Origin of the sequence: Trebonia sp. (assembly GCF_049794275.1) — a bacterium.
Classification (GTDB): Bacteria; Actinomycetota; Actinomycetes; order Streptosporangiales; family Streptosporangiaceae; genus Trebonia.
This window is the reverse complement of record NZ_JBARCR010000140.1, coordinates 1-9,930: the sequence shown is the minus strand read 5'-3', so window position 1 is coordinate 9,930 and position 9,930 is coordinate 1. Positions and strand designations below refer to the sequence as shown.

Genomic DNA, 9,930 nt, shown 5'->3' with positions numbered 1-9,930 from the left:
TGGTAGAGCGCGCCGCGGCTGACCCCCGCCGCCGACAGCACCGCCTCGATCGAGGTGTCCTCGTACCCGCGCTCGGCGAACAGCCGGGTGGCGACCTCGATGAGCTGGTCGCGGGTGGCGCGCCCCTGCGCGGCCCGCTTGCTTGTGCTGATGGGCGACGGCTCGGTCATGGGATCCATTTGTACTCGGGTTGATGCGTTGCTGGGAACGTTCCCCGCGTCGCCCCCACCATGCGCGTTGACAGACCGACCATCGGTATGTATTTAATAGACCGACAGTCGGTCTGTAACTGGAAGGAAGCTTAGCATGGACGTCAGCACCTTCACCGCCCGTCGCCGCTCTCTGCCCGCCGACGGCGGCGAGATCGCCTACACCGAGTTCGGCGACGCCGGCGCGCCCGCCGCGCTGTTCGTGCACGGGCTCGCCACCGGCGGCCTGATGTGGCGGCACGTCATCGAGCAGCTATCCGGCACGACCCGGTGCATCGCCATCGACCTGCCCGCGCACGGCGGCACACCCGCGCGCGCCGACATGTCGGTAGCGGCGATGGCCGAGGTCCTCGCGGAACTCTGCGGCGGCCTCGGGCTCGGCAAGGTCGACCTCGTGGGCAACGACACCGGCGGGGCCATCTGCCAGATCTTCGCCGCCCGCTACCCCGGCGGCCTCCGCTCGCTCACCCTCACGAACTGCGACACCGACGGCAACTTCCCGCCGCCGGAGTTCGCGCCCATGGTCGAGCTCGCCAGGCAGGGCAAGCTCGCCGAGGGGTTCGCCGGCGTTGCCGCCGGCCCCGCCTCCCGGGCGGCCGGCCCGCTCGCGGGCCTGTACAACGATCCCGCCACGGTGCCCGACGAGGTCTGGCGCGAGTACTACGGCGGGGGTCTGGACCGCGCCCGGGACGTGGAGCGGATGATCGCCGCCCTCGACCCTGCGGACCTGACGGCGGCCACTCCAGGCCTGCGCGCGCTGCGGGTCCCGACGCTGATCGTCTGGGGGACCGCCGAGGAGAGCAACTTCGGCGTCAAGTGGGCGTACCAGCTGCGCGAGCTGATCCCGGGCGCGCGGGACGTCATCGAGGTGGACGGCGCGAAGCTGCTGTTCCCCGAGGAACGTCCCGGCGATCTCGTCCCGCACCTGCGGGAGTTCTGGGGCCGCTAACGGGGGCGACGGGGGCCGCTAACTGGGGCCGCTAACTGGGGCCGCCGACGGGGGCGGGCCTCAGTCCCTGAACACTTCCTCGGTGAACCACTGCCACAGGCGCGGGATACCGTCCTCGCGGCGGACCGTGGGGGTGTACCCGAGCAGCTCGTGCGCCAGGTCGTAAGAGGCGAAGTTGCGGCCTACCTCGCCGGCGCGCCGTGGCCGGTACTCGATCGGGTGGCCGGGCTTCCCCGCGGCGCGCCGGCACAGGTCGGCGAGCTCGGTGAGGGTGGTCTCGACGCCCGAGGCGGCGTGCAGCACCATGCCGCCTGGCACCCGGTCGTTCTCGAGTGCGAGCTGCAGGGCATTGGCGATGTCGTCGACGTGCACGTAGTCGCGGGACGCCGTGCCGTCGCCGTAGATGAGCAGCGGAACGCCGGAGTGCAGCGACTCGAAGTAGACGTTCATCACGCCGCGCTTGCGGGCGCACCAGGGACCGTAGACGTTGCCGAACCTGATGGCGACCGTGCGGATCCCGTAGGTCTTGGCGAACGCGTGTGCGTATCCCTCGCCGGCCAGCTTGCTCGCCCCGTAGGGGGAGATGGGCTTGGGCAGCGACCGCTCGCTGACCGGCGGCGTGGCGTCGCCAATGAGCGCCCCGCCGGTGGAGGCCTGCACGACGTTCGTGACCCCGCCGCGCCGCGCGGCGTCCAGCACGCGGAACGTGCCGATCACGTTGGCCTCGAAGTTGAGATGAGGATCGGCCACCGAGCCGACCACCGAGCCGGCCGCCGCCAGGTGGATGATCGCGGTCATGCCGCGCAGCGCGTCGTCGAGGGCGTCGGCGTCCCTGATGTCGCCCTTGACCAGCTCGGCGTCCACGCCGGCCAGGTGCGCGGGGTCGCCGGTGGACAGGTTGTCAAGCACGCGGACCCGGTGACCGCTCGCCACCAGGCGCCGGACCAGCGTCGCGCCAACGAAACCGGCCCCGCCGGTCACCAGGACTTCTTCGGCAGCACTCACAAGTCCGGGAGTCTAGCGGGTGACGGCCGCGGCCGGCGCCGCGTCGGCGACAGCCGAGATGGTCCGAATGGCGCCAATTGTACTAAGGAAAATACATCAATTGCGGACTTGTAAATGACCGTATTCGGCTCCTCGCGATAGTCCTGGCGTATATGTGGCAGCCATCGGAGCCGCGACTATGCGTGAGAACAGCGTGACGGAAAGCTCCAGCGAGCGTAGTAACACCAGTACCATCAGTCTCGATTTTCCGACGAATAACATCAAACACGGAACGGTAACTGGTTTTATAACGGTTCACCCGGCATAACGGCGAGGAAACAGCCTGCCGGGCCAGTGTGACATATCACACACATCAATGTAGTGAACTCGGTTGACGAGCCAGTCAGATACGACAGCTTCAATAGCGTCTCTGACCTGCGAATATATACGGAAATGGAACTGTTGATCGCTGCCTTGGAAACGTAGTTATCTCCGTGTGATCTGACGGCGACACGCGGACCTAAGAATCGCGTATCGCCGGACAACGGCGTCGAACGGGTGATACGCAAGTACGGCGGCAAGCAACAAAGCCGTCCCGCGAAACAACCCAAATTCTTTGGGGGGAAAGAGAAATGATGGCAACGATCGCGCTTCACCGGGAGTCCTGTACCTATATCCGGGCCCGAGCTATGCGACGCGGAGGCGCCTAAGGATGCGGCGCAACTGGCTGGGTCGCTCAGCCCTGGTACTCCTCCCGGCAGCAGCAGCCGGGGTTCTGACCGCCGTCGCCACCCAGCCTTCTGCGGCGTACCAGGCATCTCCCGCGTACCACGTGTCTTCTGCGTTCTACGCGGCTCCCGCGGCCCCCGTGACCGCGCAACTGACCGCATCCACCGAATCAATCGGCGGCCGCATCCTTGACGAGGCCGAGACTCGCACAGGCGACTGGTACGTGTACGGCGGCGCAGGGCCGTCCGTATTCGACTGCTCCGGCCTGGTCTACTGGGCCAGCCACAAGCTCGGCGTGAACCTGCCGCGTACGACCTACGCGATGCTGAGCTCCAGCCTGCTGTACCAGGTATCCAGCCCGCGGCGCGGGGACCTGGCGTTCTACGGCACTGGCCACGTGGAGTTCGTCACCACCTGGTCGCACATGACGTTCGGCGCGCAGAACACCGGAACGCGGGTGGGCTGGCACACCTGGAACGCCTACTGGCACCCGACCATGTACTTCCGCATCCGCTAAGAAGGGTCTGACCCTGTAAGGAGGGCCCTGACCCTGCCCTACCTCGGTGCGATCGCGCACTAGCGCGCACCTGCGGCGCGGCGGCCGGCGAAACCCCACGGTTAGCCACCAGGCCGCCGCGCCGCAGTATGCTACTAAGTCATGCCGGACAGGAACGGTTAAGTGGAGTCATCCGCGCCGGCGCTGTCCCGGCGTCACGAGGCCGGCGCGCAGAGCGCGCGCGGCATGCTGCTCACACTGCTGGGCGAGTTCGTGCTCCCCGCCGAGGGTGCGGCATGGACGAGCGCCGTGCTCGCCGCCTTCGAGCGCCTCGGCGTCGCGGAGAAGGCCACCAGGCAGGCGCTGATGCGCACCAGCAACGCGGGCTGGCTCAAGCCGGACAGGGTCGGCCGCCGCACCCGCTGGCAGCTCACGCCGGCCGCGCGGCGACTGCTCACCGACGGCGCAGAACGCATCTACTCCTTCGGCCCCGCCCACGACTGGGACGGGACCTGGGTCCTCGTGCAGGTGCGGATTCCCGACAGCGACCGGCGGGCCAGGCACGAAGTGCGGACCCGGCTGGCGTGGGCCGGGTACGGCTCGCTCGGCCCCGGGCTGTGGATCAGCCCGCACGCGGCGCGCGAGCGCGAGGCCGTCCGGGCGCTGACCGAGGCGGGTGTCGCGGACGACGCGCACGTGTTCACGGCCCGCCGGACGGGGCTGTCCGACGCGCGGGCGATGGTAGCGGCCGCCTGGGACCTGCCCGCGGTCGGCGCGGAATACGACCTGTTCCTCGCCGAGTTCCGCGACCCGGCGCCGCCGGACGTGCTCGCCAGGCAGCTCGAGCTGGTGCACGCCTGGCGCCGGTTCCCCTCGCTCGACCCGTCGCTGCCCCCCGAGCTGCTGCCCGGCCAGTGGAGCGGCACGGCGGCGGCGCGGCTGTTCGCCGAGCGCCACGGGCAGTGGGCGGACGGCTCGCGCCGCGAGTGGAAGCGCCTCAACGCGTAGCGAACGTGCTACGAACTCTTGACGAATCACCGGTATTCAGTAGAGCATGGGATCATGTCGCACGTCGACTTCCGCACTGATCCCGGCCGGTACAAGCACTGGCGGATGAGCGTCGACGGCCCGGTGGCCACGCTCACCCTGGACGTCGACGAGCAGGCGGGCCTGCAGCCCGGCTACGAGCTCAAGCTCAACTCCTACGACCTGGGCGTCGACATCGAGCTCTACGACGCCACCCAGCGGCTGCGCTTCTCCCACCCCGGCGTGACGGCCGTGGTGATCACCAGCGGCAAGGACCGGATCTTCTGCGCGGGGGCGAATATCCGGATGCTCGCCGGGGCCAGCCACCCGTGGAAGGTGAACTTCTGCAAGTTCACCAACGAGACCCGCAACGGCATCGAGGACGCCACGGACAACTCCGGCCAGACCTACCTCGCCGCGCTGAACGGCACCGCGTCAGGCGGCGGCTACGAGCTGGCCCTGGCGTGCGACCGCATCCTGCTCGTGGACGACCGCTCGTCGGTGGTGTCGCTGCCGGAGCTGCCGCTGCTCGGCGTGCTGCCGGGCACCGGCGGCCTCACCCGGGTGACGGACAAGCGGCACGTGCGGCGCGACGTCGCCGACTACTTCGCCACCAGGGCGGAGGGGGTCGGCGGTCGCAAGGCGGAGCAGTGGCGGCTCGTGGACGAAGTGGTTCCCCGCGCTAGCTGGGAAGAGATTTTGTCCGAACGGGCCCGTGCCGCCGCCCAGACCGCCACCCGCCTCCCAGGCGGGGCGGGCGTCGAGCTGACACCGCTGGACAAGTCCCGCGCCGGCGACGCGATCGGCTACCGGTACGTGTCGGCCGTGCTGGACCGCGACCGCGGTGTCGCCGAGATCACCGTGTCGGGCCCTGACGCGGACGCGCCGGCGTCGATGGACGAGGTGCGCGCCCTCGGCGACGCGTTCTGGACGCTCGCCATGACCCGCGAGCTCGACGACCTGATCCTCGACCTGCGCACCAACGAGCCGGAGATCGGCGCCTGGGTGCTGCGCACCCAGGGGTCCGCGGAACGCGTGCTGGCCTGCGATGCCCTGCTGCTGGCCGCGCTGCCCTCTGGAGACGGGCCGGCAGACTGGCTGGCCAACGAGATCGTGTTGTACCTCAAGCGCACGCTGAAGCGGCTGGACGTGACGAGCCGGTCGCTGATCGCGCTGGTCGAGCCGGGCTCGTGCTTCGCCGGGTCGCTGCTCGAGCTGGCGTTGACGACCGACCGGTCGTTCATGTTGTCCGGAGTGTTCGAGGACGTGTCTCCGAACACCGTGTCTCCAAACACGGGTGATCCGGATGCGGTCCCCGCGGCGCTGACGGTCGGCGCGATGAACCTCGGGCCGCTGCCGATGGGCAACGGGCTCACCCGGCTGCAGACCCGGTTCCTCGGCGACTCCGCCGGGCTGGCCGCGGTCGAGAAACGGATTGGCGAGCCGCTGGCGGCCGCCGAGGCGGCGGAACTCGGCCTCGTCACGTTCGCCCCCGACGACATCGACTGGGACGACGAGGTGCGGCTCGCGCTCGAGGAGCGCGCGAGCTTCAGCCCCGACGCGCTGACGGGCCTGGAGGCGAACTACCGGTTCGCCGGGCCGGAGACGATGGAGACGAAGATCTTCGGCCGCCTGTCGGCCTGGCAGAACTGGATTTTCTACCGCCCGAACGCCTCGGGTCCCGACGGCGCGCTGCGCGCCTACGGCACGGGCAAGCGGGCAGATTTCGACCGGAAGCGAGTCTGATCGCCCGTGACCACGCCCGACTACGCCGAGAAGATCCCCAACAACGTCAGCCTGGCCGACGACCGGCGGCTGCAGCGGGCGCTGGAGTCCTGGCAGCCCAACTTCCTGACCTGGTGGGAGACGATGGGGCCGGCGCTGCCGACCCAGGACGTCTACCTGCGCACGGCGGTGAACGTGGGCCGTGAGGGCTGGGCGCAGTTCGGCCACGTGCCGATGCGGGACTACCGGTGGGGCATCTTCCTCGCCGAGCCGGGCCCGGACCGGCGGATCGCGTTCGGCCGGCACAAGGGCGAGCCCGCCTGGCAGCAGGTGCCCGGCGAGTACCGCGCCGAACTGCGGCGGCTCATCGTCATCCAGGGCGACACCGAGCCCGCCTCCGTCGAGCAGCAGCGCAACCTCGGCGCCACCGCGCCCAGCCTGTACGACCTGCGCAACCTGTTCCAGGTGAACGTGGAGGAGGGCCGTCACCTGTGGGCGATGGTGTACCTGCTGCACGCCCACTTCGGCCGCGAGGGCCGCGAGGAGGCCGAGGAGCTGCTGCACCGCAACTCCGGCAGCCAGGACGCGCCGCGGATCCTCGGCGCGTTCAACGAGGAGACCCCGGACTGGCTGTCGTTCTTCATGTTCACCTACTTCACCGACCGGGACGGCAAGTACCAGCTCGGCACCCTCAAAGAGTCCGCGTTCGACCCGCTGAGCCGCACCTGTGAGTTCATGCTCAAGGAAGAGGCGCACCACATGTTCGTCGGCACCACCGGGGTCGACCGGGTGGTGGAGCGGACCGCCCAGGTCATGGTGGAAAACGACACCGACGACGTGGCCGCCCTCGGCGCGATCCCGCTGCCGGTCATCCAGAAGTACCTGAACTTCCACTACAGCGTCTCCCTCGACCTGTTCGGCGGGGATACCTCCACCAACGTCGCCAACTACTACACCGCCGGCCTGAAGGGCCGCTGGATGGAAGAGCGCCGCAAGGACGACCACCTGCTGGACAGCGACTCGATCATGGTGGACGCGCTGCTCGACGCCGGAACTGGCCAGCAGAGCATTGCCCAGACCGAGGTGTCCGCGCTGGTGGGGCTGAACACCGACCTGCGCCGCCAGTACATCGCCGACTGCGAGGGCGGCGTGAAGCGGTGGAACCGGATCCTGGAGGGCGCCGGGCTGCCGCACCGGCTGGCGCTGCCGCGCCCGTCCTTCAACAGGAAGGTCGGCGCGTTCGCCGGCATCGAAGCGTCCCCCGCCGGGGAGATCCTCACCGCCGCCGAATGGGAGCAGCGCAAGAGCCAGTGGCTGCCGACCGACACCGACAAGACGTTCGTGCGGTCGCTGATGCGCCCGGTCCACGAGCGCGGGAAGATAGCCGCATGGCTGGCCCCGCCGCGCAACGGCATCAACGGCCAGCCGTTCGACTACGACTACGTGCACCTCACCTAACCCATCAGCAAAGGCGGCGGCGATGGCGCAGCTGTTCAACGCCTGTGAGTACCTGCTCGACCGGCGGCTGGCCGCGGGCGACGGCCAGCGGATCGCGCTGACCGGCCCGGCAGGCGACCTCACCTACGCGGAGCTGCACGACCGGGTCCGGCGCACCGCGGCCGGGCTGCGGGCGGCCGGCGTGCAGCCGGAACAGCGAGTGCTGATGGTGATGTCGGACTCGCCGGACTTCGTGGTTGTTTACCTGGCCGCGATGCGGGTAGGTGCGGTCCCGGTCCCTGTGTCGACGATGCTGCGCGCCGACGGCATCGCCGAACTGCTCAGGGATTCCCGGGCGAGGTTTCTCGCGGTCACTCACGAGTTTGCCGCCGCGGCGGAGTCGGCTGCCGCGGCGGCGCCAGAACTGGCCGGGGTACTGGCGGATTCCCCGCTTCCTGCCAGTACCCGGCCGGTGCACCTGCTGAGCGAGCTGGCCGCCGCGGCGCCCGACGACGTCGTGTACGACACGTCGCCGGACTCGCCGGCGTTCTGGCTCTACACCTCAGGCACCACAGGCACACCGAAGGGCGCGATGCACCGGCACGCCTCCGTCCAGGTGGTCTGCGAGACGTACGGGACCCAGGTACTCGGCATCAGGCCGGACGACCGGTGCCTGTCGGCGGCCAAGGCCTTCTTCGCCTACGGCCTGGGCAACTCTGTGCTGTTCCCGCTGTCGGTGGGCGCGGCGGCGGTACTGAACCCGGTGCCGTCGCGACCGGACGTCATCGTCGACGCCGCCGCCAAGTACGGCGCGACCTTGTTCTTCGGCGGCCCTACGTTTTTCGCCAACATGCTGCGTGCGGGCCTCCAACCGGACGCCCTCGCGGGCGTCCGGCTCGCGGCGTCGGCGGGGGAGGCGCTGCCCGCGGCGCTCTACGAGCGCTGGACGTCGCGCTTCGGGATCGACATCCTCGACGGCATCGGGATGACCGAGATGCTGCACATCTTCCTGTCCAACCGGCCGGGCCAGGTGCGGCCGGGCACGACCGGCGTGGCCGTGCCCGGGTACGACCTGCGGCTGCTCGACGAGGACACCGGCGCCGAGGTGACCGAGCCGGGCACGCCAGGCACGCTGTTCGTGCGCGGCTCGTCCTCGGCGACCGGCTACTGGGCGCGGTACGACGCGTCCCGGCTGGTGTTCCAGGGGGAGTGGCTGCGCACCGGCGACACCTACGTGCGGGACGCCGACGGTTACTACGAATGCCTGGGTCGCACCGGCGACATGCTCAAGGCGAGCGGCATCTGGGTGTCGCCGATGGAGGTAGAGTCCAGGCTGCTCGCCCACCCGGCCGTCGCCCAGGCCGTCGTCGTCGGCGCGGCCGACGCGGACGGCCTGGAGAAGCCGGTCGCCTACGTCGTGCTGGCCGCGGACGCGGCGCCGGTCACCGAGGCGGAGCTGGTCGAGTTCTGCCGGGCGGGGCTGCCGTCGTTCAAGCGGCCGCGGGCCGTGGTGTTCACCGAGGGCTTCCCGACCACCGCGACGGGCAAGGTGCGGCGCGTGGAGCTGCGCGCGATGGCCGCCGAGGTGCTCAACCCGGCCGCGATCACGGCCGCAGGGGCGCCCGGCGAGGCGCCCTGATGATCGACGGGTTCCCGCTCATCGACGTGCACCTGCACGTCGCCAGGCTGCCGACGCTGAAAAGCGGCTGGATGGACTGGGCGCAGGGCTTCGGCGACGCGGCGGCGCTGGCCCGCGTGTACGACCCAGCGGGCACGGTCGTCCCGGCCGCGTTCGACGCCTACCTCGCCGCCGAGGGCGTCGACGTCGCGCTGCTGCTGGCCGAGTACAGCCCGAAGGTGACCGGCATGCAGGTGATCGAGGACCTGCTGCCGGTCGCGCGGCACAACCCGGACCGGATCAAGATCATCGCGAACGTCAACCCGCACCTGCACTACCCACTGGACGAAGAGGTGCGCCGCCAGCTCGACCTGGGCGCGGTCGCGCTGAAGATCCACCCGGTGCACGCCGGCTTCGCCGCGAACGACCGGGCGATGTACCCGGCCTACGAGGCCTGCCAGGCGGCGGGGATCCCGCTGGTGGTGCACTGCGGCACGTCCACGTTCCCCGGCTCGTCGAACAAGTTCGCCGATCCGGTGAACCTCGACGACGTGCTGCGCGACTTCAGGAACCTGACCGTCGTGCTCGCGCACGGCGGCCGCGGCTGGTGGTACGACGCCGCGGCATTCATGGCCCTGGCGAACGACCGGGTCTGGATCGAGCTGTCCGGCCTGCCGCCGTCCCGGCTCCGCGAGTACTACGCCAAGCACAACTGGACCCGCCTCACCAGGCGCATGATCTTCGCCACGGACTGGCC

At 70.0% G+C, this 9,930-nt stretch carries 9 protein-coding genes; 7 read left to right on the top strand and 2 right to left on the bottom strand.

Translation table 11 applies throughout. The features are described from left to right. Positions 1-170, bottom strand: a 170-nt coding sequence (locus WA805_RS03965; protein ID WP_425241666.1) for a TetR family transcriptional regulator, incomplete at its 3' end; no start/stop codon positions are given. 136 nt (positions 171-306) lie between these two features. Here WA805_RS03965 and WA805_RS03960 point away from each other — a divergent pair. Then, positions 307-1,158 (top strand): alpha/beta fold hydrolase, encoded by an 852-nt coding sequence (locus WA805_RS03960; protein WP_422323563.1) that lies wholly within the window; start codon positions 307-309, stop codon positions 1,156-1,158. A 60-nt stretch (positions 1,159-1,218) separates the two neighbouring features. Here the strand turns inward: WA805_RS03960 and WA805_RS03955 are convergent, their stop codons facing one another. Continuing rightward, entirely contained in the window at positions 1,219-2,163 is a 945-nt protein-coding gene (locus WA805_RS03955) for an NAD-dependent epimerase/dehydratase family protein (protein WP_422323565.1), read from the bottom strand. Positions 2,164-2,974: 811 nt separating this feature from the next. Between WA805_RS03955 and WA805_RS03950 the strand changes: the two genes are divergently transcribed. The 6 genes from WA805_RS03950 to WA805_RS03925 all read left to right on the top strand — a co-directional run. Then, positions 2,975-3,388 carry a C40 family peptidase gene (locus WA805_RS03950; RefSeq protein ID WP_425241665.1) on the top strand — a complete coding sequence of 138 codons (414 nt, stop codon included), beginning with the start codon at positions 2,975-2,977 and terminating at the stop codon, positions 3,386-3,388. 162 nt (positions 3,389-3,550) lie between these two features. Next, entirely contained in the window at positions 3,551-4,375 is an 825-nt protein-coding gene (locus tag WA805_RS03945; RefSeq protein ID WP_422323567.1) for a PaaX family transcriptional regulator C-terminal domain-containing protein, read from the top strand. A gap of 54 nt (positions 4,376-4,429) precedes the next feature. Beyond that, positions 4,430-6,139, top strand: a complete 1,710-nt coding sequence (gene boxC, locus WA805_RS03940; protein WP_422286223.1) for a 2,3-epoxybenzoyl-CoA dihydrolase — start codon at positions 4,430-4,432, stop codon at positions 6,137-6,139. Positions 6,140-6,145: 6 nt separating this feature from the next. Further along, the gene (gene boxB, locus WA805_RS03935) at positions 6,146-7,576 is read left to right on the top strand and encodes a benzoyl-CoA 2,3-epoxidase subunit BoxB (RefSeq protein ID WP_422272898.1); all 1,431 of its coding nucleotides are present in this window, start codon (positions 6,146-6,148) and stop codon (positions 7,574-7,576) included. A 22-nt stretch (positions 7,577-7,598) separates the two neighbouring features. Then, entirely contained in the window at positions 7,599-9,194 is a 1,596-nt protein-coding gene (locus WA805_RS03930; RefSeq protein WP_424562608.1) for a benzoate-CoA ligase family protein, read from the top strand. Next, positions 9,194-9,930, top strand: a 737-nt coding sequence (locus WA805_RS03925) for an amidohydrolase family protein (RefSeq protein ID WP_425241664.1), incomplete at its 3' end; no start/stop codon positions are given. The genes WA805_RS03930 and WA805_RS03925, both read left to right, overlap by 1 nt.